Source organism: Bradyrhizobium sp. SPXBL-02, from assembly GCF_051853065.1.
Classification (GTDB): Bacteria; Pseudomonadota; Alphaproteobacteria; order Rhizobiales; family Xanthobacteraceae; genus Bradyrhizobium.
The window spans coordinates 7,393,503-7,415,622 of record NZ_CP182474.1 but is presented as its reverse complement, the minus strand read 5'-3'; the positions used below and the strand labels follow the sequence as shown (position 1 = coordinate 7,415,622).

The following is a 22,120-nucleotide window of genomic DNA, read 5'->3' as shown; positions in this document are numbered from 1 at the left end:
GATGCACGCTCTCTCACGCCCTCTCCCCGTTCTTACGGGGAGAGGGATGTGCGGCGCTGTCTCTCCACGCGTCATTGCGAGCGCAGCGAAACAATCCAGAGTCTTTCCGCGGAGGGATTCTGGATTGTTTCGCTTCGCTCGCAATGACGGAGGAGACGCTTGCACCAGCCTCATGATGATGTATTTTACATCATTGTATATGTACAGAATATCACATATAAACTCTGATACGTGAGGCCAAGGTGATCACCTCGTTCCAGATGCGGGCAGCCCGCGCGTTGCTCGGCATCGACCAGAAAACCCTGGCCGAGCTCGCCGGCGTGTCGCTGCCGACCATCCAGCGGATGGAGGCCTCGACCGGCAATGTTCGTGGCGTGGTCGAGACCCTGATCAAGGTGGTCGAGGCGTTCGACCGGGCCGGCGTCGAGCTGATCGGCGAGCAGGCCCGAAGCGACAGCGGCGGACGTGGCGTTCGCTTGAAGGAGCCGGGGCCGCCGCGCCGCGTCGGAGCATGATCGCGCGTTGATCGTGCCCGGCATCAAGTTGGGCTAGCGCATCGTCGCACCTTGGGACGCACGATGCTTCGGAGCATCGTGGGCCAGCGGAGCACTTTGCTGACATGAGCATCACAGGCGATCAGGCAGGCCGGCTGCACCAGCTGCGTCAGCCGACCTTTGCCGAATTGTATCTGCCGAAGCTCGTCACCGTCTTTCGTGAAGGCTACGGCCTCGCGGATCTCCGCGCCGACGTCTTCGCCGGCCTGACGGTTGCGATCGTCGCGCTGCCGCTGTCGATGGCGATCGCGATCGCCTCGGGCGTGACGCCGGACCGCGGCCTCTACACCGCCGTCGCCGGCGGCTTCATCGCCTCCATGCTCGGCGGCAGCCGGTTCCAGATCGGCGGCCCGGCCGGTGCGTTCATCGTTCTGGTCGCGGCGACCGCGGAGCGCCACGGCGTCGACGGAGTCATCCTCGCCACCATGATGGCGGGCCTGTTCCTGATCGGCGCGGGGCTGCTCAGGGTCGGCACCTACATCAAGTTCATTCCCTATCCCGTCACGGTCGGCTTCACTGCCGGCATCGCCGTCATCATCCTTGCGAGCCAGCTCCGCGATCTCTTCGGCATCACGCTCGCGGGGAAGGAGCCCAGCGAGTTCGTGCCGAAGCTCGCCGCGCTCGCCGGCGGCCTCAGCACGATCAATCCATCCGCAGTGCTGGTCGCGATCGTCAGCATCGCCATCATCGCATCCTTGCGGGTCTGGCGTCCCTCCTGGCCCGGCATCCTGATCGCGGTCGTCTTCGCCGCATTCGTTTGTGCAATATTCGCGCTGCCGGTGGAAACGATCGGCTCGCGCTTCGGCGGCATCCCGCGCGAATTGCCATCGCCGGCGCTGCCCGCGTTCTCGCTGGAGAAGGCACGGGCCGTGCTGCCGGATGCGATCGCGTTTGCGCTACTGGCGGCGATCGAATCGCTGCTGTCGGCGGTGGTGGCCGACGGCATGACCGGGCGCCGTCACCGCTCCAATTGCGAGCTGGTGGCGCAGGGCGCGGCCAATATCGGCTCGGCGCTGTTCGGCGGCATCTGCGTCACCGGGCTGATCGCGCGCACGGCGACCAACATCCGCGCCGGCGCGCGCGGGCCGCTCGCGGGCATGCTGCATTCGGTGTTCCTGCTGCTGTTCATGCTGATCGCGGCCCCGCTCGCGAGCTACATTCCGCTGGCCGCGCTCGCCGCGGTGCTGGTCGTGGTGGCCTGGACCATGGCGGAGAAGCACGAATTCGCCACGCTCGTGCGCTCGTCATGGGGCGATGCCGTGGTGCTGCTCGCGACCTTCCTGCTCACGATCTTCCGCGATCTCACCGAGGGCATCCTGGTCGGCTTCGCGCTGGGTGCGGTGCTGTTCATCCATCGCATGGCGGAGATGACGGGCATCGAGGAGCGCTCGCCGCTGGTTGCGGATGATCGTCCCGACGACGGCAACGGCGACCGCGTGCGTTACGATCCCGCGCTTGCGGTCGACCGCGACGTGCTGGTCTATCGCATCACCGGCGCGTTCTTCTTCGGCGCGGCCTCGGCGATCGGCGGCGTGCTCGACGGCATCGCCGACCGGCGCAAGGCTTTCGTGGTCGACTTCGCCGCGGTGCCGTTCCTGGATTCGACCGCGGCCAACGTGCTCGGCCGCGTTGCCGCCAAGGCGCACCGCCAGGGCATCCGGCTGTTCATCACGGGGGCCTCGCCCGCGGTCCGGCGCGCGCTGCTCACCCATGGCGTCACGCCGCCGCGGGCACGCTACCGCACGAGCCTCGAGCGGGCCATCGCCGACATCAAGGGCCGGGCCGCCGACGGGTCCGCTGCGAGCTGACCGCGCGCTTGACAGAGCGGGCGCGACGCGAAATGGATCGCCTCGGAAACGACCCGAGGGAAAGATGACCGCGTCCAGGATCCCCGCAGCCTGTCTGATCGGATGGCCGGCCGCGCATTCGCGCTCGCCGCTGATCCACCGTCACTGGCTGCGCACGCTCGGCATTGAGGGCGGCTATGTCATCGAGGCGGTGCCGCCTGAGGATCTGCGCGATTTCGTGCTGCGGCTGTCGCTGCGTGGCTTCGTCGGTGCCAACATCACCATCCCGCACAAGGAAGCCGTGCTGGCGCTGTCGACCCCCGACGCGCGCGCCCGGGCCGTCGGCGCTGCGAACACGCTGTGGTTTGCGGAGGGCGAGCTGCGCTCGACCAACACCGATGTCGAAGGCTTCATCAACAATCTCGACGCCAGCGCGCCCGGCTGGGACATGGCGGAAGAGGCGCTGGTGCTGGGCGCCGGCGGCGCCGCGCGTGCGGTCGTGTTCGGCCTGCTCGAACGCGGCATCAGCTGCGTTCATGTCGCCAATCGCACCCTTGCGCGAGCCGGGACGCTGGCAAGGCAGTTCGGACCAAATGTGCATTCGCTGCCGTGGGATGCGATCGGGGACGTGCTGCCGCGCGCAAGACTTCTCGTGAACACGACCTCGCTCGGCATGCATGGCCAGCCTTCGCTCGATATCGACGTCGCGCGCCTGCCGCAAGACGCCGTCGTCGCCGACCTCGTCTATGTTCCCCTGGTGACCCCCCTGCTCGCCGCGGCCATGGCGCGCGGCCTGAAGACCGCCGACGGGCTCGGCATGCTGCTGCATCAGGCGGTGCGCGGTTTCGAGCTGTGGTTCGGGCGGCGGCCCGAGGTCACGGCCGAGCTGCGCACGTTAATCGAGGCCGATCTCACGAAGTCTTGAGAGAATAGTGCGGGGTCTTTCGGAGTTCTCTCTTCCTGGGGACAATCGGAGACCGTCATGTCTGTTCAACGTGCAACTTTCACACGTCCGCTGATCGCCGTCGCGATGGTGGCCGTCTCGACCTATTGCGCCTTCGCCCAGAAGGCGCCGGTGCCGACGCGCGTGCGCGGCACCATCGAAAGCGTCAATGGCGACACCATGCAGGTCAAGTCGCGCAGCGGTGAGGAGGTCAAGCTTCGCCTCGCCTCCGACGTGAACGTGTCGGGCGTTACCAAGATCTCGCTCGCCGACATCAAGCCGGGCTCGTTCATCGGCGCGACCACCGTGCCGGGGCCGGACGGCAGCCAGAACGCCGTCGAGGTGCACGTGTTTCCGGAAGCCATGCGCGGCACCGGCGAAGGCTCGCGGCCCTGGGACCTCAAGCCCAATTCCAGCATGACCAATGCGACGGTGGCCGAGAGCGTCGTCGGCAATGACGGTCACACGCTGCTGGTCAAGTACAAGGACGGCGAGAAGAAGGTGTTCGTCGCCGACGACACGCCGGTCGTGACCTTCGTGCCCGGCGACAAATCCGAGCTGAAGGCCGGCGCCAAGGTGATCGCCTTCCTGAAGCAATTGCCGGACGGCTCCTTCGAGACCAGCCGTGTCAGCGTCGGCCGCGACGGCCTGACGCCGCCGATGTGAATGATCGAGCGTTGAATTCGTAGGGTGGGCAAAGGCGCGCTTGCGCCGTGCCCACGCTCTCTCTCGCTCATTCGCGCACCAATGGTGGGCACGCTTCCGCTTTGCCCACCCTACGGCACCGCCGCGCACTCACACCGCAATGACGTGATCGTCGATCTCGTCGATCCGGTTGACGCCGCACAGGCCCATCGTGGTGAGCAGCTCCTTCTGGATGATGTCGATCGCCTTGGCGACGCCGGCCTGGCCGCCGGCACCGAGGCCATAGGCATAGGCGCGGCCGATCATGCAGGACTTTGCGCCGAGCGCGAGCGCGCGCATCACGTCCTGGCCGGAGCGGATGCCGCCGTCGAACATGATCTCCATCCTGTCGCCGACCGCGTCCGCAATCTCCGGCAGAACCTCGATCGAGGACGGCGCGCCGTCGAGCTGGCGGCCACCATGGTTGGAGACGACGAGCGCCTGCGCGCCGGTCTTGGCGGCTTCCTCGGCGTCCTCGACGTCGAGGATGCCCTTGATGATGAGCTTGCCCGGCCAGATGCTGCGGACCCACTCGACGTCCTTCCAGTTCAACGAGGTGTCGAACTGCGAGGCGGTCCACTCGGCGAGGCGGTTGAGATCCTCGGTGTTCTTCACGTGTCCGGCGATGTTGCCGAAGGTGCGGCGCTTGCCCTGCAGCACGCCGGAGACCCAGGCCGGCTTGCTGGCGAAGTCGAGCAGCTTCGACAGCGACCATTCGGGCGGCACCGTCATGCCGTTCTTGATGTCGGCGTGGCGCTGGCCGATCACCTGCAGGTCGACCGTGAGCATCAGCGCGCTGCACTTGGCAGCCATCGCGCGCTGGATCAATTCCTTGATGAAGCCGCGGTCCTTCATCACGTAGAGCTGGAACCAGAACGGCTTCTCGACACTGGCGGCGATGTCCTCGATCGAGCAGATCGACATGGTCGATTGCGTGAACGGGATGCCGGCGGCCTGCGCGGCGCGGCAGGCGTGGATCTCGCCGTCGCCGTGCTGCATGCCGAGCAGGCCGACCGGCGCGAGGATCAGCGGCATGGTCGAGGGCTCGCCGAGGATCGTGGTCGAGGTATCGCGCTTGGAGACGTCGACCAGGATGCGCTGGCGGAACTTGATCGCCTGCATGTCCTCGCGGTTGGCGCGCAGCGTCTCCTCGGCATAGGAACCGCGGTCGCAATAGTCGAAGAACGCCTTCGGCACGCGGCGCTGATGCAGCGTGCGAAGATCGTCGATACAGGTAATATGCTTCATGTCGTTTCCCCGGCCCGTCATGTCCCAACAGTCTTGCATCGGAAGATTTCGGGGTCATCTAGCATGGTTGGATGCACAGCCAAATCGTTTGCAGAACGTTTTGGAAGGAGAGCGCCAAGGAGAGCGTCATGACGAAGCCGCACGCGCCACCTTCGCCGGAAGAGATCAAGGAGAAGCACGATCTCGAGGAGGCGCTGGAAGAGGGACTGGAGGAGACCTTCCCGGGCTCAGATCCAGTCAATGTCACCCAGCCGGCCCCTAGCCGCGCCGACAGCCATGTGAAGCGCTCGGATTAGGCGAGTTCCGCCGCTTTTCGCTGGTCACGCAGGAATTACAATGTTAACAATATGTTATCGGGGCGGTCGCGGCGCCGGTTCCGTAACGATTCATCATATTTTTTGAAGCCAAGTTAGCCGCGATAGCTTTATAAGACCTCGGCAAATCAGGGATGCGGGTCCCGTTGGGGCAGCCCGTGGTTGTAGAGGGGACTCCCTGGTTGTTGCTTGGGGGACGATATGAGCCGCAAATATTTCGGGACGGACGGGATTAGGGGCCGCGCCAACGGACTGATCACGCCGGAGCTCGCGCTCAAGGTCGGCCAGGCCGCGGGCCTTGCGTTTCAGCGCGGCGACCACCGCCACCGGGTCGTGATCGGCAAGGACACCCGCCTGTCCGGCTACATGATCGAATACGCCATGGTCGCAGGCTTCACCTCGGTCGGCATGGACGTGCTGCTGGTCGGCCCGATGCCGACGCCGGCGGTCGCGATGCTGACCAAGTCGATGCGCGCCGATCTCGGCGTCATGATCTCCGCCTCGCACAATCTGTTCGAGGACAACGGCATCAAGCTGTTCGGCCCGCAGGGCTTCAAGCTCTCCGACGATGTCGAGCGGCAGATCGAGCAGCTGCTCGACGAATCCCTCGACAAGCGGCTCGCGCAGAGCGCGAGCTTGGGCCGCGCCCGCCGTATCGACGGCGTGCATGACCGCTACATCGAGTTCGCCAAGCGCACTCTGCCGCGCGACCTTTCGCTCGAGGGCCTGCGCGTCGTGATCGATTGCGCCAACGGCGCGGCCTACAAGGTGGTGCCCGAAGCGCTGTGGGAATTGGGCGCCGACGTGGTGCCAATCGGCGTCGAGCCCGATGGCTTCAACATCAACAAGGATTGCGGCTCGACCTCGCCGGAGGCGCTGTCGAAGAAGGTACGCGAGATGCGCGCCGACATCGGCATCGCGCTGGACGGCGACGCCGATCGCGTCATCCTGGTCGACGAGCGCGGCCATGTCGTCGACGGCGACCAGCTGCTCGCGGTGATCGCGCAGAGCTGGAAGGAGGATGGGCGGCTGTCGCGTCCCGGCATCGTCGCCACCGTGATGTCCAATCTCGGCCTCGAGCGCTTCCTCAAAGGGCAGGGGCTCGATCTCGTGCGCACGCCGGTCGGCGACCGCTACGTGCTCGAGCAGATGCTGAACGGCGGCTACAATCTCGGCGGCGAGCAGTCCGGCCACATCATCCTGTCCGATTACGCCACGACGGGCGACGGTTTCGTCGCGGCGTTGCAGGTGCTCGCCGTGGTGCAGAAGCTGCGCCGTCCGGTCTCAGAAGTCTGCCACCGCTTCGATCCGCTTCCGCAGATCCTCAAGAATGTCCGCCACAAGGGCGGCAAGCCGCTCGACGATTCCGACGTCAAGTCGGCGATCTCCGATGGCGAGAAGCGCCTCAACGGCCACGGTCGTCTCTTGATCCGCTCCTCCGGCACCGAGCCCGTGATCCGCGTCATGGGCGAGGGCGAGGACCGTCACCTCGTCGAGGACGTCGTCGACACCATCGTTCTGGCATTGGGGCAGGCGGCGGCGTAAGGTCTCTCTTACCCTCCAGGAGAGGTGAGCGACGAGCATCGTGGGGTGGGCAAAGCGAAGCGTGCCCACGCGTCTGTCGCCGTATCGGAAAGATCGTGGGCACGGCGCAAGGGCGCCTTTGCCCACCCTACGAGACTGTGAATCTTTTGTACCGCGCGTCAGACGAATGTGATTCTCTGGGCAGACTGATCTGCTGGAGAGGATGATGGCTGACGACGGACTTTTTGGTGAATTGCCGGAGCAGTCGGCACGAACCGAAGCGGTGCCGCAAGGCGCACCTCGGCTGCGCGAGCCTGTGCGCAATCAGGTCGAATTGCGAGCGGTCGATATCGACAGCCTGATCGGGCAGGATCATCCAGCGCGGGTGATCTGGGCTTATGTCGAAGGGCTGGACCTGAGCGAGCTGGAAGATCGCGTCAAGGCACGGGAAAACAGGCCGGGCCATCCGGCGCCATCGCCACGGTTGTTGCTGGCGCTTTGGCTGTACGCCGCGAGCGATGCCGTTGGCAGCGCGCGGGCGCTGGACCGGCTCTGCGACAGCCACGACGTCTACCGCTGGCTCTGCGGTGGCGTGTCGTTGAACCATCACGGGCTGTCGGACTTCCGGGTCGGCTGTGCCGACTTGCTCGACCGTTTGCTGGTTGAACATCTGGTGGCCCTGAACGAGGCAGGGCTGGTCGATCTGGAGAAGCTGACCCAGGACGGGGTGCGGATACGAGCGAATGCCGGGACCGGATCTTTCCGGCGGGAGGCGACGCTGGATCGGCAGATGGCGCAGGCCGAGGCCATTGTGGAAGAGCTCAAGCGCGAGGTCGATGCGGACCCGGAAGCCAGCAATCGGCGGATCCGGGCCGCCAAAGAGCGGGCGGCGCGCGAACGCAGCGAGCGGGTGCAAGCCGCGCAGGCCGCGCTGGCCGAGATCAAGCGCAAGCGAAAACAGCTCGACGACAAGGGCGGCAATGGCAAGAAGCCGAAGGAGCCTCGGGCCTCCACCACCGACCCGCAGGCCAGGGTGATGAAGATGGCCGATGCCGGCTTCCGTCCGGCCTATAATGTGCAGGTGGCTAGCGCGGCTGGCGAACTGATCGTGGTCGCGATCGATGTCGACAACAGCGGCTCAGATCGTGGCTTGATGCGCCCGATGCTGGAGCGAACGCGCGCTCGGCTGAAGCGCTTGCCACGCCGCTACCTCGCCGATGGCGGGTTCTGCACTGGCGACGACATCGAATGGGCGCATGGCGAGGGCATCGAGGTTTACTGTCCACCGCCCCAATCCAGGAGCGGTGTCGATCCCTTCTTACCCCGGAGCAGCGACGGTCCTGGCATAGCGGCCTGGCGTGCTCGCATGGCCAGCGAAGCCGGCAAGGCACAGTACCAGGCCCGTACCATCTGCGAATGCATCCATGCCCGCTGGCGCAACTGGGACCTCAGGCAACTGACCGTGCGCGGCATCGAGAAGGTCCGTGCCGTCGTGCTCTGGTACGCCCTCACCAACAACATCCTGCAAGGGCATCGTCTCGCAAAAGCATAGATAACCAACAGCCTGACGCCGCCGGCTTCCCCCATCAAGGGGCGATACCACCCCTTGATGCCGAAGCCGAAACAAAACGAATTGGCTCACAGGCTCTACGATATCCGACTCGCGGAGAGGGCCTCGCGCATCCCAGCCATTTGCGATTGACTGTGGTTTGACTGTTGCTTGCATCGTAATCAGCACCTCGCGGCAAACGGCCGCGCCGGGATTGCCGCCTTGAACAAGCCTGTCGTCGTCTCCGAGGAAACGCTGACCGAGCCCGTCGTCGTCGCCGACGTGGCGCCGGCCGCTGCCAAGGCGGCGGGGCCGGCTTACCTCGTGCTCGCCGGCATCAGCGTCTCGCACTTCCTCAACGACACCATGCAGTCGCTGATCGCCTCGGTGTATCCGATCCTGAAGGACACCTACGCGCTCGACTTCGCGCAGATCGGCATGATCACGCTGGCGTTCCAGTTCACGGCCTCGCTGCTGCAGCCGGTGGTCGGGCACTACACCGACAAGAAGGCGCAGCCCTATTCGCTGGCGGTCGGCATGGCCTCGACCTTCTTCGGCCTGCTGCTGCTCAGCGTCGCGCACCAATATCTCGTCATTCTCGTTGCCGCCGCGCTGGTCGGACTCGGCTCGGCGGTGTTTCACCCGGAATCGGCGCGCATCGCGCGGCTCGCTTCCGGCGGCCGCTATGGTTTTGCCCAATCGGTGTTTCAGCTCGGCGGCAGTTTCGGGACCTCGATGGGGCCGGTGCTCGCTGCGTTGATCGTGGTGCCGTTCGGGCAGGGCAGCATCGCCTGGTTCTCATCGATCGCGTTTCTCGCGATCCTCATTCTCTGGCGCATCGGGCGCTGGTACGCGCCGCAGATCACGACGAAGCAGGCGGCGGCCGCCGACACCCATCCGGGCGCGCCGAGCTCGCGTCGCGTCGCGCTCGCGCTTCTCGTGCTGGTCGCGCTGTTGTTCTCCAAGCAGCTCTACGTCTCGAGCCTGTCGAGCTATTACATTTTCTACCTGATCGACCGTTTCGGCGTGTCGACGCAGGCGGCCCAGATCTATCTCTTCGTCTTCCTCGCGGCGAACGCGGTCGGTGCGTTTCTCGGCGGTCCCCTGGGCGACCGCTTCGGCCGCAAGATCGTGATCTGGATCTCGATCCTCGGCGCGCTGCCGTTCACCCTGGCGCTGCCCTATGCCGGGCTCGCTGCCAGCGCCGTGCTCAGCGTCGCGATCGGCCTGATCATCTCCTCGACGACGTCGTCGATCATCGTGTTCGCGCAGGAGCTGGTGCCGCATCGCTTCGGCATGATCTCCGGCGTGTTCTTCGGCGTCGCCTTCGGCATCGGGGGCCTGGGTGCGGCCGTGCTCGGCAAGCTCGCCGACCACACCTCGATCGAGTTCGTCTACCAGGTCTGCGCCTGGCTGCCGGCGATCGGGCTGCTCGCGGTATTCCTGCCCAAGCTGCCGCGGCACGTGCGTTAACGCATCTCTCTTGCCGCGTTGCGGCTTCACACATCGTTAGGGAATGCGGCGCCGATGTCGCATTTTGCGCGGCAATTTTGCAACGCTCGCGCGGCGCGCGCGTGTAGGGTCAGAAAAAATCAACCTTAAAAATTAGGGTTAAGTGGCGCTTAAGCATTTGTTGGCATCGTCCTCCCCGTGAGTTTCCAGAACGTGAGGCGCCCGTATTTTGCCTCACCGGCCATAAGGACGAAGCCAATGCGTAGCGTTAAGTCTCTCCTTGCCGCGGGTGCGGCGACCCTGATCTCGTCGATGGCGTTCGCCGCCGACATGCCGATCGCCGCTCCCCCTCCCATGTACGCGCCGCCGGCTCCGCCCGCCGACTTCGGCGGCTGGTATCTGCGCGGCGACATCGGCATGACCAACCAGAGCGCCAAGCGCATCGAGAGCACCCTGCCGGCAGGGTTCACGAAGACGACAGAGGGCCTCGGCTTCGACTCATCCCCGCTGTTCGATCTCGGCGTCGGCTATCGCTTCAATAACTGGTTCCGCGCCGACGTGATCGGCCAGTACCGCGGCAAAGCCAATCTGCACGGCAGCGATAACGTCGTTGGGCCCGGCTTCGTGGGCGTTAACAACTACACCGGCAGCAAGTCCGAGTGGGTCGTGATGGCCAACGCCTATGTCGATCTCGGCACCTGGTGGTGCGTCACGCCGTTCATCGGCGCGGGCGTCGGCGGCTCCTACAACAAGATCAGCGGCTTCCGGGACGACGGCGTGTCCTTCAACCCGCTGCTCAGCAACAGCGTCGCCTACTTCGCCGATAACGGAAAGTGGAACTTCGCCTGGGCCGCTCATGCCGGTCTCGCCTACAAGGTCAATCCCGGGTTCACCGTCGAACTGGCCTACAGCTACATGAATCTCGGCGATGCGGCGCCCGGCAACTTCCGCTTGTTCGACAACAGCGCCTCCGGCCCGACCTCGATCAAGATCAAGGAGCTCACCTCGCACGACGTCAAGCTCGGTGTGCGCTGGGATCTCAACAGCCCGCCGGCCTACGTGCCGCCGCCGCCGCTGGTCACCAAGGGCTGATCGGAAGGCGGATCGGTTAGGACTTCTTAACGGCGCGGGATCATCCCGCGCCGTTTTGCTTTGCGTATTTTTCATGGCGAGCATCGACCAAAGCGCCCGCCGCAACCATTGGTTAAGGTTAACGGGCGATGATCATCGCAACAGTTCGAGTCCGATGGAGCGTGGTGATGCGTAGGCTGGTGTTGGCAGCGGCGATGTTGGGGACGGTATCGGCCGCGCAAGCGGCTGACATGCCGGACCTGCCCGTGCTGCGCGGCGGCTTCACCGACGGTCTGTCGAAGACGACCCGTAATTGGGATGGCCCCTACGCTGGCGGTCACTTCGGTTACACGACCGACTCGACCGATTTCGGCCAGAGCGTGGTCGGCCTGACCAACTACATCTTTCGTGACAGCGTGCTTCAGCAGCCGACCGCGTCATGGTCGCTCCTCAGCAAGAACACGGCACAGAGCACGAATTTCGGTGGGTTCGTTGGCCGCAACTGGCAATGGTACGACGCGGTGCTTGGTCTCGAAGGTACCTACACCTACTTCAACAACCTCAAGACCGCGTCGACCGGCTCCAACGCTCTCGACATCATCAACCCGCCTGGCGACACGGTGCCGCCAGGTGCCTTCAATCATTGGAACGTGACTCTGACCGGGGCCGCCACGGCTCAAGTCAAGGATATGGTCACGTTGCGTGGGCGCATGGGCTGGGATGGTGGTGACTTCATGCCGTATGTCTTCGGCGGCGCTGCCGTCGGCCGTATGGATGTTTCCCGCACGGTATCCAGCAACGTAACCCTGCGTACCGATACGACCACGACAGACCTATTGGGTAACACCATAATCGTGCCAGGAACGACTAATCCCGTTCCAGCTCAGTCGCAAACGCAGGGTCAGCACAAGACCAACGCCTTCGTGGTCGGCTGGACCGCCGGCATCGGACTCGAATATTGCCTGTGGGGTGGCTTGTTCGCGCGAATTGAATATGAGTACGTGCAGTTCTCGCCCGTCATGAACACGTCGGTGACGCTGAACAACGCGCATGTCGGCCTCGGCTACAAGTTTTGAGCCCTTCCTGCCTGGTTGACAAGTTTCTCGCCCCCTGATGCTCTGTCGTTCCGAAAGCGGGGCGGCAGCGATGAAGATCTATGGCGACAGCAATTCCGGAAACTGTCTCAAGGTGAAGTGGGTCTGCGACAAGCTCGCATTGCCCTACCAGTGGATCGAGATCGACACCCGCAAGGGCGAGACGCGCACGCCGCAATTCCTGAAGATGAACGGCGCCGGCCAGGTGCCGACCGTTGCATTCGGCGACGGCCGCACGCTGGCGCAGTCCAACGCCATCATCCGCTATCTCGCCCGCGACAGCGCGCTCGTTCCGCGCGACGCCTTCACGGCGGCCAAGATGGACGAATGGCTGTTCTGGGAGCAGTACAGCCACGAGCCCTACATCGCGGTGTGCCGCTTCCTCATGGTCTATCTCGGCAAGGACGCCTCCGAGCTCGATCCTGAAAAGGTTAAGCGCGGCTATGCGGCGCTCGATCGCATGGAGCAACATCTCTCATCCAGCCGCTTCTTCGCCGGTGACGAGGTGTCGCTCGCCGACGTGTCGCTGCTCGCCTATACCCGCCTCGCGCATGAAGGCGCCTTCGACCTCGGCCGCTATGCGTCCGTCCGCCGCTGGATCGGCGAAGTCGAAGCGTTTCTCGGCCTACTGCCGGCGCGTTGAATCCGGAGCTGTCTGACATGAGTGCCGAAACGGTCTCCATCCGTCCCGCGCGCCGCGAGGACGTCGCCGCGATCGTCGCGATGCTCGCCGACGATCATCTCGGCCGCGCGCGCGAGCGCGTGGAGGATCCGTTGCCCGCCGTCTATTACGACGCATTCGCGCGGGTCGAGCGCGATCCGAATCTCACGCTGGTGGTCGCCGAGAGCGAGGGCAGGGTGGTCGGCTGCCTGCAGCTGGCGATCCTGCCGGGCATCAGCTCGCAGGGCGGCATTCGCGGCCTGCTCGAGGACGTTCGCGTTGCCGCTGATTGCCGCAGCCGCGGCATCGGCGAGCGATTGGTGCAATGGGCCGTGACGGAAGCAAAGGCGCGGGGCTGCAATCTGGTCGAGCTTCTGACGCATCAGACGCGCGTCGATGCGCAGCGCTTCTACGAGCGGCTCGGTTTTGCGGCGAGTCACGTCGGCATGACTGTCCGCTTTTGATGCAGCACCACGCGGCCGTTGCGCAATCAGCGAAATCGGATCGCGCGTTCGTTCATGTTAAGAGCCGGTAAACTACCCAGCCGTCGTTCACGTTGATGAAGGAACGAACGGTGCTACGCAGCGTCAGGCACCGAGCTCGGTCGGTTCGGGGATTTCGATGACAAGCTATTCCATCATCAAGGTCGGCAACGATTACGTCGTGCAGGCCAATGACAAATGCATTTTGAAGGTCGGCAGCCGCCGCAAGGCCGCGCAATTGATCAGCGAAGCCACGGACTTGCTGAATGCGCTCGCTGTCGTCGAATCCCCTGATATTGCACCGGAAGCGCCATCATTGGCGCGTGGGGCCCCCGAACTTCCTTGACGGACCTTCCCGATTCCCGTATCAGCCGCGGCGGGACACCTCCCCCCAACGGGAGGCTTACTATCTGGAAGGGTAGATCATGACTGTAGCGAAGCCCGCTTCGCGGCCGAACGTGCCGCATTTCTCCTCCGGCCCCTGCGCCAAGCGCCCCGGCTGGAACGCCCAAAATCTCAAGGACGCAGCCCTCGGCCGCTCGCATCGCGCGAAGATCGGCAAGACCAAGCTCAAGCTCGCCATCGACCTCACCCGCGAAGTGCTCGAGGTCCCCGCCGATTACCGCATCGGCATCGTGCCGGCCTCCGATACCGGCGCGGTCGAGATGGCGCTGTGGTCGCTGCTCGGCGCACGGCCCGTCACCACGCTCGCCTGGGAATCCTTCGGCGAGGGCTGGGTCAGCGATATCGTCAAGGAATTGAAGCTCAAGGACGTCACCAAGCTCAATGCGGCTTACGGTGAGATCCCCGATCTGTCGAAGGTCGATCCCAAGAGCGACGTCGTCTTCACCTGGAACGGCACCACCTCCGGCGTGCGCGTGCCTGATGCCAACTGGATCAGCGCGAGCCGTGAAGGCCTGACCATCTGCGATGCGACCTCGGCCGCGTTTGCGCAAGCTCTCGACTGGGCCAAGCTCGATGTCGTCACCTTCTCCTGGCAGAAGGCGCTCGGCGGCGAGGCCGCGCACGGCATGCTGATCCTGTCGCCCCGTGCGGTGGAGCGGCTCGAGACCTACAAGCCGGCCTGGCCGCTGCCGAAGATCTTCCGCATGACCAAGGGCGGCAAGCTCAATGAAGGCATCTTCGTCGGCGAGACCATCAACACGCCGTCGATGCTCTGCGTCGAGGATTATCTCGATGCGCTGAACTGGGCCAAGTCGATCGGCGGTCTCAAGGCGCTGATCGCGCGCGCCGACGCCAACACCAAGGTGCTCGCCGACTGGAAGGCGAAGACGCCCTGGATCGACTTCCTCGCCAAGGACGCCTCGATCCGCTCCAACACCTCGGTGTGCCTGAAGTTCACCGATCCCGCGATCACCTCGCTTTCCGAGGACGCGCAGGCGGAGTTCAGCAAGAAGCTGGTGGCCCTCGTCGAGAAGGAAGGCGCGGGCTACGACTTCGCCTATTACCGCGATGCGCCGGCGGGCCTGCGCATCTGGTGCGGCGCCACGGTGGAAGCAAAGGATGTTGAGCTGCTGACGCAGTGGATCGACTGGGCCTTCGCCGAGACCAAGGCCACGCTAGCCAAAGCAGCGTAAGTTCTTACCCTCCCCTGGAGGGGGAGGGTCGACGCACCGTCAGGTGCGGCGGGGTGGGGTGATCTCTCCACACGGCGCACCGGCAATTTTCTTTGTTGCAGCTTCACCCCACCCCGGCGCTTCGCGCCGACCCTCCCCCTCCAGGGGAGGGTGTGAAGGACACATCCTCATGACCAAACCCAAAGTTCTCATTTCCGACGCCCTCTCGCCCGCTGCCGTGCAGATCTTCAAAGATCGCGGCGTCGAGGTCGACTTCCAGCCCAATCTCGGCAAGGACAAGGACAAGCTCGCCGAGATCATCGGCAATTACGACGGCCTTGCGATCCGCTCCGCGACCAAGGCGACTGCCAAGATCCTCGAGAAGGCGACGAAGCTGAAGGTGATCGGCCGCGCCGGCATCGGCGTCGACAATGTCGAGATCCCGGCCGCGACGGCCAAGGGTATCATCGTGATGAACACGCCGTTCGGCAATTCGATCACGACCGCCGAGCACGCCATCACGCTGATGCTGGCGCTGGCCCGCGAGATCCCGCAGGCCGACGCCTCGACCCAGGCCGGCAAGTGGGAGAAGAACCGCTTCATGGGCGTCGAGATCACCGGCAAGGTGCTGGGCGTCGTCGGCTGCGGCAACATCGGCTCGATCGTCGCCGACCGCGCGCTTGGCCTGCGCATGAAGGTGATCGCGTTCGACCCGTTCCTGTCGCCTGAGCGCGCCAAGGACATCGGGGTCGAGAAGGTCGAGCTCGACGATCTGCTCAAGCGCGCCGACTTCATCACGCTGCACACGCCGCTGACCGAGAAGACCAGGAACATCATCGATGCGGCGGCGATCGCCAAGATGAAGAAGGGCGTGCGCCTGATCAACTGCGCCCGCGGCGGCCTCGTCGACGAGCAGGCGGTGGTCGAAGCGCTCAACGCCAAGCACATTGCGGGCGCCGCCTTCGACGTCTTCGTCGAGGAGCCCGCGACCAAGAACGTGCTGTTCGGCCATCCCAACGTGATCTGCACGCCGCATCTTGGCGCCTCCACCACGGAAGCCCAGGAGAACGTCGCGCTGCAAGTCGCCGAGCAGATGTCGGATTACCTGCTCACCGGCGCGATCTCGAACGCGGTCAACTTCCCCTCGATCACGGCGGAAGAAGCGCCGAAGCTGAAGCCGTTCATCGCGCTTGCCGAGAAGCTCGGCTCGTTCGCCGGCCAGCTCACCGAGAGCGGCATCCTCAAGGTCGAGATCACCTATGAGGGCCACGTCGCCGAGATGAAGATCAAGGCGATTACCTCCGCCGTGCTGTCGGGTCTGCTGCGCCCGATGCTCGGCGAGGTCAACGTCGTGTCGGCGCCCGTCGTCGCCAAGGAGCGCGGCATGGTGGTGGACGAGATCGTCCGCGCCGCCCAGAGCGACTATGAGAGCCTGATCACCGTCACCGTCGCGACCGAACGCCAGGAGCGCTCGGTCTCCGGTACCGTCTATCACGACGGCAAGCCGCGCCTCGTCGACGTCAAGGGCATCCGGGTCGATGCCGAGTTCGGCAGGTCGATGATCTACGTCACCAACGAGGACAAGCCCGGCTTCATCGGCAAGTTCGCGGGGCTTCTGGGCGACGCCAAGATCAACATCGCGACCTTCCATCTCGGCCGCGTCGCCCCCGGCAGCGATGCCATTGCGCTGGTCGAGGTTGACGGTGTGGTACCGGCCGACGTGCTCGCCAAGGTGCAGGCCCTGCCGCAGGTCAAGCAGGCCAAGGCGCTGACGTTTTGATCTTCACCTCTCCCCGCTGGGGAGAGGTGACACAGCAGGCCAACAGAGTCGAATTCCTTCGCCTTCTACAGACATATTCCGACCCGCGGAACAACGCCGCTTCCTTCGCCGGGAGGCGGCGTTTTATTTTCCCCGCGCCTGCCAAACTGTGTACCAATGGCGCCAGAACGCCTCGTAAATACGCTCCGTTCAAAATCGTTCGACAAGGGAGAAAACAATGCGTGAAGCCGTCATCGTTTCCTATGCGCGCACGGGCCTCGCAAAATCCGGCCGCGGCGGGTTCAACATCACGCCGCCGATGTCGCTCGCGGCCCACGCCATTCACCACGCGGTGGACCGCGCCGGGGTCGAGAAGGACTATGTCGAGGATTGCTATCTCGGCAATTGCGCCCATGGCGCGCCGAACATCGGCCGCCAGGCCGCGCTGCTCGCCGGCCTGCCGAAGACCACGGCCGGCGTCTCGGTGAACCGCTTCTGCTCCTCGGGCCTGCAGACCATCGCGATGGCCGCGAACTCGATCCGCTCCGACGGCGCCGATTGCATCGTCGCCGGTGGCGTCGAGAGCATCTCGATTCCGGGCGGCGGCTCGCCGAAGGAATCGATCGATCCGGAGCTGCTCAAGGTCGCCCCCGACATCTTCATGGCGATGATCGACACCGCCGACATCGTCGCCGAGCGCTACAAGCTCAGCCGCGAATATCAGGACGAGTTCTCGCTGGAATCGCAGCGCCGCATGGCCGCGGCGCAGCAGGCGAACAAGTTCAAGGACGAGATCGTCCCGATGAAGACCAAGATGAAGGTCGTCGACAAGCAGACCAAGGCCGAATCGATCGTCGACTACGTCGTCGATCGCGACGAATGCAATCGTCCCGACACCACGATGGAAGGTCTGGCAAAGCTCGAGCCGGTGAAGGGCCCGGGCAAGTTCGTCACCGCCGGCAATGCCAGCCAGCTCTCCGACGGCGCCGCCGCCGTGGTGCTGATGGAAGCCAAGGACGCCGAGAAGCGCGGCCTCAAGCCGCTCGGCCGTTTCGTCGCCTGGGCCACCGCCGGCTGCGAGCCGGACGAGATGGGCATCGGTCCTGTCTTCGCGATTCCGAAGCTCTTGAAGCGCACCGGCCTCAAGATCGACGACATCGATCTGTGGGAGCTCAACGAGGCCTTCGCCAGCCAGTGCTTGTATTGCCGCGACCAGCTCGGCATCGATCCCGCCAAGTACAACGTCAACGGCGGCTCGATCGCGATCGGCCATCCCTTCGGCATGACCGGCGCCCGTCTCACCGGCCACCTGCTGCAAGAAGGCGCCCGCCGCAAGGCCAAGTGGGGCGTGGTGACGATGTGCATCGGCGGCGGCCAGGGCGGCGCCGGCCTGTTCGAGATCTACAGCTGATCCAGGCCGCAGCAATGCGAAAGGGCACGGCGCCGCAAGCGCCGTGCTTTTTTTTGCTCGAGCTGTATCCCCATCGTCATTGCGAGCGAAGCGAAGCAATCCAGAGTCTCACCGCGGAGGCAGTCTGGATTGCTTCGCTTCGCTCGCAATGACGGAGGACGAAGGCGATAGCCGTCGCGCCTACGCCCCCGCCAGCGCTGGCGCGAGCACCACCTCGATCAGCGTGCCGTGGCCGGCGCTCTTGATGTTGAACCGCGCGCGGTTGGCTTCGACCAGCGCTTTGGTCAGCGACAGGCTCAGCGCCGAGCTGTCGGCGGCGTCGCCCGGCGGCGGGGTGCGGAACGGCTCCATCGCGGCGGCGACCTCGCGCTCGGAAAGGCCATGGCCGGTGTCGCGGATGCGCAGCGCGATCTCGCCGCGGTCGGTCAGCGCGGTCGAGACGATGACCTGGCCGCCGGCGCTGGCAAGCCGGATCGAGTTCGAGATCAGGTTCATGGTGATCTGCCGCATCGCGCGCGCATCCACGCTCACCTGCGGCAACGCATGGGCGAGCGAGGTGCGGATGATGATGCGCTCGCGGTTGGCCTGCGGCTGCATCACCGTCACGCAGGCTTCGACCAGGTCGTTGAGGTTCAGATTCGAAAAATTCAGGTCGAGCTTGCCGGTCTCGATCCGCGACAGCTCCAGCAAATCGTCGATGATGGCGATGACGCGCTCGCCGGACGCGCGGATGTCCTTCATGTATTCGCCGTAGCGCTCGTTGCCGAGCGTGCCGAAGCGCTCGGAGATCATCACCTCGGCAAAGCCGATGATGGCGTTGAGCGGCGTGCGGATCTCGTGGCTGATCCGCGCCAGCATGTCGGCCTTGGCATTCGCCGCACCGTCGACGAGGCGGCGGGCGTGGGTCAATTCGCTCTCGCCCTTCTTGGCGTGCGAGAGATCGCGGAACACGGCGAAGAAGTTCGGCCCGTCGGGCCGCGTGCGGCCCATGATCATCGCGAGCGGAAGCACGCCGCCCTTCTTCTCGCGGCCCAGCACCTCGCGGCCGTGATCGAGCAGGCTGGAGATGTCCTGGCTCTTCAGGCTTTGCAGATAATCGGCGACGATTTGCTGGCTCTCGGGCGCGAACAGCGTCAGCAGATTCTGCTGCAGCAGCGCCTCGCCGTCATAGCCGAACAGCGCCTCCGCGCTACGATTGCAGGCGTGGATGTTGCCTTCGGCATCGAACATCACGATGCCCTCGGCCGTGGTGTCGAGGATGGCGGCGAGATCCTCGGCCTCGGCTTCGCCGGCCGCTGGCTCCGCGTCAGCTGCATCAGATTCTGCTGCCACCACGGTCTCCGCAACGGCAGGCGCGGCGATCGGTGCCGCCTCCGGCAGCGCGCAGATCAGCGCATGCGCGCCGTCGCCGTCCCAGTCGATGGTGTGCAGATGCGCTTCCGTCGTCGGAAGCGGTGCGTCGCCATTCGCAACCGCCGCGCTGATCGTGACAGGCGTGCCGCCTTGCGAGGTGCTGCTGGCCGCCGACACGCCCGGCTCGACATAGAGCGCGTCCAGCCCGCCGGCATGCTCCAGCGCGGTCAGGCTGTCATAGCCCATGCGCGCGAGGAAGGCGGGATTGGCGTAGAGCAGGCGGTCGAGCCGGTAGATCAGGATGCCCGTCGGCAACAGGTCGAGCAGCGTGCGGTCGCGTGCGCTCATCCCGCGCGGTGGTATTGCCGGCTCGGTCAGCCATTCAGCTGCGGCCTGCGGCGCCTCCGGCACTGGCGCTTCGGCTGTGATTTCCGCCACCGGCTCGGCCGCGTCGGTGGCGATGCTCTCGCGCTCGCGTTCGAGCCGCTCGGACAATTGCCGCGCGAGCTCGTTGAACGCGCTGTTCTCGACCGGCGTCAGCGTCGGAGACCGCGCATCGCCGTGCGGGCGGAACGGCACGACATTGGGAGGCGTTTCCACGGGCGTGTCCAGTTCGGTTGGGTGTGAAGTCGTCTCGCTTGTGGGCTCTGGCAGGTCGGGCTCGGCTTGCGGCGCGGGCTCGGATGGCGCGATCGGCGGCGGCGCCGCCACTGCTTCGCCCTCAACCTCTGTTTCCGCCGCTTCAGGCTCGGCCTCCGCATCGGGCGCGACGGCCTCAGTGGAGCGATCCTGCTCCGGCGGTTCGACGAGCAGCTCGAAGCGCCTGAGCGCCTCGAGCCGGTTGAGCGCATCGAGATCGCGGCAGACGCCAAAGCCGCGGAAGCCGGCGAAGTTGCGGTTGCGGTCGTAGACCGGCAGGCCCGCGAGCTCGACCGGAATGTGCTCGCCGCCGTCGGCCGGCCAGTTCACTGTGATGCCGGCCCAGGTGTCCTGGCTGTCGAGCGCCTTGGCCACGCGTCCCTCGGGATCGATCGAGAATTCCGCGGCGATCTCGCGCCAGGGGCGGCCGAAGCCGGCGGCCGTGTGCGTGCCCATCAGGCGGATGAAGTCATCGGAGCCGAGCACAAAGCGGCCCTCTTCATCCATCTGCCAGAGGAAGCGCAGCGGATGCTGACGCGGTGCGGCCGGCTCTTGCTGGCCCGAAGAGTCATGGCCTGAAGAGTCATGGCCTGAAGAGTGCTGGCCCGAAGTCGGCTCGACCATGCCCGCATTGATCGGCGCGGGCTGCGGCGACACAATGGCTTGCGGCTGGTTTTCAACCGGAGTTTTGGGCGCCTCGGGGACATCAGGCGCGTTCGTCTCGACCGGTGCCTCGGCCGGCTCGGCGAAAGCATCGAACAGCGCGATCGCAGACGGCGCCTCATCCGGCAGCGCAGGCTGCGCGTGATCCGGCACTGGGGCCGGCTGCTCGACGGGCGTGACCTCCGGCGCGGCATCGCGCGCCGCTGTGGTGGCGGCCGGCTCGATCAGCGCGACCAGCCCGACATCGGCGCCTTGGCCGACCCGTTGCAGCACCATCTGGCCGATGCCGATCGGCGTTGCGGCGCGACCGGTTGCCAGCGCATCGCTGCGCGCCCGGTCGAGCCCGGCCTCGAACAGATCGCGGAAGCCGAGCAGGGCGTGCGCAGCCTCGCTCGCGCCGACGAACAGCCCGTCCGGCGCGAACGCCGCCATCGGCACCTTGGCGCCGGCGACCAGCCGATGCAGCCGCTCGACCAGCGGCATCGTGCGCAGCGTCGGGTCCATCGCGATGATGAGCACCGCATGGCTGCCATCGGCAAAGTCGAGCCGTGCGCAAGCACAGGTCATCAGCGCCCCTAGCCGGGCGCCGAAGCCGCGCAGCCGCTCGAGCCGCATGGCGCCGCCTCCCGGCAGCTGCCGGGCGAGCCTGACGACCTGGCGGCGATGGCTGTCGGCGGGGCCGAACACCTTGTCCGCGAGCCCTGCGCTGTTGGCCGCGCCGAACAGTTTTGCGCCGACCGGATTGGCCCACAGCACGCGCGCGCCGTCGGTCGACCACAGCCAGGCCGGCAGGGCAGAGCTCGCATGCACGGCCAGCCGCGGATCGCCCACCCCTCGCAACTGGAAATCCGAACGCGTCATCAGGCCGGCTGCATCTCACGCTTCACGTGTGGCGGCTGCCGGGAATGACAGCCTTAAGAAAGGGTTAGTATCGCCCGGAAGGCGCGACCAGGTCCACGGCCCAAAGCCCGCAAGCGCCCCCCAAGCGGCGATAACCTTAATCCCGCCCACCTCGCAAGCCGAGCCGATGTTGCATCCAAGGGATTTGCGGGTTGGGGAGGGGCGCGCGGCATGCGCGCTGCCATCCTCCCTTGGAGGGGGAGGATCGGTTCGCACGCAGCGAAGCGGAGAGCGAACCGAGGTGGGGTGACAGTCTCTCCCCACGGGCGGTCCCCGAGTGGAGAGATCACCCCACCCCGCCCGCGCTTCGCGCGATCGACCCTCCCCCTCCAGGGGAGGGTAAGAAAGCCGCTCGCCTCCGTGCCTCTTCACTTCAACCCCCGGTTCCCCGCCTCCGGAACCTCATCCTCCCCGAGATTAAATTTCGCACCGCACGTCTCTGCCGCGTTGCGATG

At 65.5% G+C, this 22,120-nt stretch carries 18 protein-coding genes; 16 read left to right on the top strand and 2 right to left on the bottom strand.

Annotated elements, in window-relative coordinates:
- The first annotated feature begins 242 nt into the window (after positions 1-242).
- The 4 genes from ACNJYD_RS34380 to ACNJYD_RS34365 all read left to right on the top strand — a co-directional run bounded on the left by ACNJYD_RS34380 (position 243) and on the right by ACNJYD_RS34365 (position 3,950).
- The gene (locus tag ACNJYD_RS34380) at positions 243-515 is read left to right on the top strand and encodes a helix-turn-helix domain-containing protein (RefSeq protein WP_008566993.1); all 273 of its coding nucleotides are present in this window, start codon (positions 243-245) and stop codon (positions 513-515) included.
- A 104-nt stretch (positions 516-619) separates the two neighbouring features.
- Entirely contained in the window at positions 620-2,362 is a 1,743-nt protein-coding gene (locus ACNJYD_RS34375; protein WP_439364631.1) for a SulP family inorganic anion transporter, read from the top strand.
- A 64-nt stretch (positions 2,363-2,426) separates the two neighbouring features.
- Complete coding sequence (locus tag ACNJYD_RS34370; RefSeq protein ID WP_439364630.1) at positions 2,427-3,266, top strand: shikimate dehydrogenase; 840 nt, start codon at positions 2,427-2,429, stop codon at positions 3,264-3,266.
- 57 nt (positions 3,267-3,323) lie between these two features.
- Positions 3,324-3,950 (top strand): hypothetical protein, encoded by a 627-nt coding sequence (locus ACNJYD_RS34365; RefSeq protein WP_172788717.1) that lies wholly within the window; start codon positions 3,324-3,326, stop codon positions 3,948-3,950.
- 129 nt (positions 3,951-4,079) lie between these two features.
- Here the strand turns inward: ACNJYD_RS34365 and ACNJYD_RS34360 are convergent, their stop codons facing one another.
- Entirely contained in the window at positions 4,080-5,216 is a 1,137-nt protein-coding gene (locus tag ACNJYD_RS34360; RefSeq protein ID WP_439364629.1) for an alpha-hydroxy acid oxidase, read from the bottom strand.
- Positions 5,217-5,344: 128 nt separating this feature from the next.
- On the opposite strand from ACNJYD_RS34360, the gene ACNJYD_RS34355 reads away from it, so the two are divergent.
- From ACNJYD_RS34355 to ACNJYD_RS34300, 12 genes are all read left to right on the top strand, one after another.
- Positions 5,345-5,512 carry a hypothetical protein gene (locus ACNJYD_RS34355; protein WP_172788715.1) on the top strand — a complete coding sequence of 56 codons (168 nt, stop codon included), beginning with the start codon at positions 5,345-5,347 and terminating at the stop codon, positions 5,510-5,512.
- Between the two features lie 219 nt (positions 5,513-5,731).
- Positions 5,732-7,075 carry a phosphoglucosamine mutase gene (gene glmM, locus ACNJYD_RS34350; protein WP_260380953.1) on the top strand — a complete coding sequence of 448 codons (1,344 nt, stop codon included), beginning with the start codon at positions 5,732-5,734 and terminating at the stop codon, positions 7,073-7,075.
- Between the two features lie 202 nt (positions 7,076-7,277).
- Positions 7,278-8,606: an IS1182 family transposase gene (locus tag ACNJYD_RS34345; RefSeq protein ID WP_212257604.1), complete on the top strand. Its 1,329-nt coding sequence runs from the start codon at positions 7,278-7,280 to the stop codon at positions 8,604-8,606.
- 219 nt (positions 8,607-8,825) lie between these two features.
- Positions 8,826-10,076, top strand: a complete 1,251-nt coding sequence (locus ACNJYD_RS34340; protein ID WP_212259977.1) for an MFS transporter — start codon at positions 8,826-8,828, stop codon at positions 10,074-10,076.
- A gap of 237 nt (positions 10,077-10,313) precedes the next feature.
- On the top strand, positions 10,314-11,147 hold the full coding sequence (locus ACNJYD_RS34335) for an outer membrane protein (protein ID WP_172788712.1): 834 nt from the start codon (positions 10,314-10,316) through the stop codon (positions 11,145-11,147).
- 167 nt (positions 11,148-11,314) lie between these two features.
- A complete protein-coding gene (locus tag ACNJYD_RS34330; RefSeq protein ID WP_172788711.1) occupies positions 11,315-12,202 on the top strand; it encodes an outer membrane protein in 888 nt (295 codons plus the stop codon).
- 70 nt (positions 12,203-12,272) lie between these two features.
- The gene (locus ACNJYD_RS34325; RefSeq protein ID WP_439364628.1) at positions 12,273-12,863 is read left to right on the top strand and encodes a glutathione S-transferase family protein; all 591 of its coding nucleotides are present in this window, start codon (positions 12,273-12,275) and stop codon (positions 12,861-12,863) included.
- Between the two features lie 17 nt (positions 12,864-12,880).
- Complete coding sequence (locus tag ACNJYD_RS34320) at positions 12,881-13,345, top strand: GNAT family N-acetyltransferase (protein WP_212259971.1); 465 nt, start codon at positions 12,881-12,883, stop codon at positions 13,343-13,345.
- A gap of 157 nt (positions 13,346-13,502) precedes the next feature.
- Entirely contained in the window at positions 13,503-13,709 is a 207-nt protein-coding gene (locus ACNJYD_RS34315; RefSeq protein ID WP_439364627.1) for a hypothetical protein, read from the top strand.
- A gap of 79 nt (positions 13,710-13,788) precedes the next feature.
- A complete protein-coding gene (locus tag ACNJYD_RS34310) occupies positions 13,789-14,961 on the top strand; it encodes a phosphoserine transaminase (RefSeq protein ID WP_260380949.1) in 1,173 nt (390 codons plus the stop codon).
- Between the two features lie 169 nt (positions 14,962-15,130).
- Positions 15,131-16,720 carry a phosphoglycerate dehydrogenase gene (gene serA, locus ACNJYD_RS34305; RefSeq protein WP_212259967.1) on the top strand — a complete coding sequence of 530 codons (1,590 nt, stop codon included), beginning with the start codon at positions 15,131-15,133 and terminating at the stop codon, positions 16,718-16,720.
- 217 nt (positions 16,721-16,937) lie between these two features.
- Positions 16,938-18,110 carry a thiolase family protein gene (locus ACNJYD_RS34300; RefSeq protein WP_172788976.1) on the top strand — a complete coding sequence of 391 codons (1,173 nt, stop codon included), beginning with the start codon at positions 16,938-16,940 and terminating at the stop codon, positions 18,108-18,110.
- A 180-nt stretch (positions 18,111-18,290) separates the two neighbouring features.
- On the opposite strand, the gene ACNJYD_RS34295 is transcribed toward ACNJYD_RS34300, so the two are convergent.
- On the bottom strand, positions 18,291-21,626 hold the full coding sequence (locus ACNJYD_RS34295) for a PAS domain S-box protein (RefSeq protein ID WP_439364626.1): 3,336 nt from the start codon (positions 21,624-21,626) through the stop codon (positions 18,291-18,293).
- Positions 21,627-22,120: the final 494 nt, after the last annotated feature.

Bases quoted from the DNA above. Each gene is read 5' to 3' on its own strand.
- ACNJYD_RS34375 (WP_439364631.1), top strand. From the start codon at position 620: ATGAGCATCACAGGCGATCAGGCAGGCCGGCTGCACCAGCTGCGTCAG.
- ACNJYD_RS34370 (WP_439364630.1), top strand. From the start codon at position 2,427: ATGACCGCGTCCAGGATCCCCGCAGCCTGTCTGATCGGATGGCCGGCC.
- ACNJYD_RS34365 (WP_172788717.1), top strand. From the start codon at position 3,324: ATGTCTGTTCAACGTGCAACTTTCACACGTCCGCTGATCGCCGTCGCG.
- ACNJYD_RS34360 (WP_439364629.1), bottom strand. From the start codon at position 5,216: ATGAAGCATATTACCTGTATCGACGATCTTCGCACGCTGCATCAGCGC.
- ACNJYD_RS34355 (WP_172788715.1), top strand. From the start codon at position 5,345: ATGACGAAGCCGCACGCGCCACCTTCGCCGGAAGAGATCAAGGAGAAG.
- glmM (WP_260380953.1), top strand. From the start codon at position 5,732: ATGAGCCGCAAATATTTCGGGACGGACGGGATTAGGGGCCGCGCCAAC.
- ACNJYD_RS34345 (WP_212257604.1), top strand. From the start codon at position 7,278: ATGATGGCTGACGACGGACTTTTTGGTGAATTGCCGGAGCAGTCGGCA.
- ACNJYD_RS34335 (WP_172788712.1), top strand. From the start codon at position 10,314: ATGCGTAGCGTTAAGTCTCTCCTTGCCGCGGGTGCGGCGACCCTGATC.
- ACNJYD_RS34330 (WP_172788711.1), top strand. From the start codon at position 11,315: ATGCGTAGGCTGGTGTTGGCAGCGGCGATGTTGGGGACGGTATCGGCC.
- ACNJYD_RS34325 (WP_439364628.1), top strand. From the start codon at position 12,273: ATGAAGATCTATGGCGACAGCAATTCCGGAAACTGTCTCAAGGTGAAG.
- ACNJYD_RS34320 (WP_212259971.1), top strand. From the start codon at position 12,881: ATGAGTGCCGAAACGGTCTCCATCCGTCCCGCGCGCCGCGAGGACGTC.
- ACNJYD_RS34315 (WP_439364627.1), top strand. From the start codon at position 13,503: ATGACAAGCTATTCCATCATCAAGGTCGGCAACGATTACGTCGTGCAG.
- ACNJYD_RS34310 (WP_260380949.1), top strand. From the start codon at position 13,789: ATGACTGTAGCGAAGCCCGCTTCGCGGCCGAACGTGCCGCATTTCTCC.
- serA (WP_212259967.1), top strand. From the start codon at position 15,131: ATGACCAAACCCAAAGTTCTCATTTCCGACGCCCTCTCGCCCGCTGCC.
- ACNJYD_RS34300 (WP_172788976.1), top strand. From the start codon at position 16,938: ATGCGTGAAGCCGTCATCGTTTCCTATGCGCGCACGGGCCTCGCAAAA.
- ACNJYD_RS34295 (WP_439364626.1), bottom strand. From the start codon at position 21,626: ATGACGCGTTCGGATTTCCAGTTGCGAGGGGTGGGCGATCCGCGGCTG.